This is a genomic window from Thalassotalea sp. Y01, assembly GCF_012932945.1.
GTDB lineage: Bacteria > Pseudomonadota > Gammaproteobacteria > Enterobacterales > Alteromonadaceae > Thalassotalea_A.
Map to the genome: position 1 here is coordinate 1 of NZ_JABBXG010000022.1, position 1143 is coordinate 1143.

The following is a 1143-nucleotide window of genomic DNA, read 5'->3' on the forward strand; positions in this document are numbered from 1 at the left end:
GAAGGCCTTCGGGTTGTAAAGCACTTTCAGTCGTGAGGAAAGGTTAGTAGCTAATAACTGCTAACTGTGACGTTAGCGACAGAAGAAGCACCGGCTAACTCCGTGCCAGCAGCCGCGGTAATACGGAGGGTGCGAGCGTTAATCGGAATTACTGGGCGTAAAGCGTGCGTAGGCGGTTTGTTAAGCGAGATGTGAAAGCCCAGGGCTCAACCTTGGAACTGCATTTCGAACTGGCAGGCTAGAGTATTGTAGAGGGTGGTGGAATTTCCAGTGTAGCGGTGAAATGCGTAGAGATTGGAAGGAACATCAGTGGCGAAGGCGGCCACCTGGACAAATACTGACGCTGAGGCACGAAAGCGTGGGGAGCAAACAGGATTAGATACCCTGGTAGTCCACGCCGTAAACGATGTCAACTAGCTGTCTGTAGACTTGATCTGTGGGTAGCGTAGCTAACGCGCTAAGTTGACCGCCTGGGGAGTACGGCCGCAAGGTTAAAACTCAAATGAATTGACGGGGGCCCGCACAAGCGGTGGAGCATGTGGTTTAATTCGATGCAACGCGAAGAACCTTACCATCCCTTGACATCCAGAGAACTTACTAGAGATAGTTTGGTGCCTTCGGGAACTCTGAGACAGGTGCTGCATGGCTGTCGTCAGCTCGTGTTGTGAAATGTTGGGTTAAGTCCCGCAACGAGCGCAACCCCTATCCTTATTTGCCAGCGCTTCGGGCGGGAACTCTAAGGAGACTGCCGGTGATAAACCGGAGGAAGGTGGGGACGACGTCAAGTCATCATGGCCCTTACGGGATGGGCTACACACGTGCTACAATGGCAGATACAGAGGGCAGCAAGACCGCGAGGTGGAGCGAATCCCACAAAGTTTGTCGTAGTCCGGATCGGAGTCTGCAACTCGACTCCGTGAAGTCGGAATCGCTAGTAATCGTGGATCAGAATGCCACGGTGAATACGTTCCCGGGCCTTGTACACACCGCCCGTCACACCATGGGAGTGGGTTGCAAAAGAAGTAGCTAGCTTAACCTTCGGGAGAGCGGTTACCACTTTGTGATTCATGACTGGGGTGAAGTCGTAACAAGGTAACCCTAGGGGAACCTGGGGTTGGATCACCTCCTTACCTTAAGTAAAAC

1 rRNA gene is annotated in these 1143 nt (G+C 52.8%); it reads left to right on the forward strand.

Features of this window, described 5'->3' with window-relative positions:
* Positions 1-1130, forward strand: a 16S ribosomal RNA gene (locus tag HII16_RS16625); the annotation flags it as partial.
* Between the last annotated feature and the right edge of the window lie 13 nt (positions 1131-1143).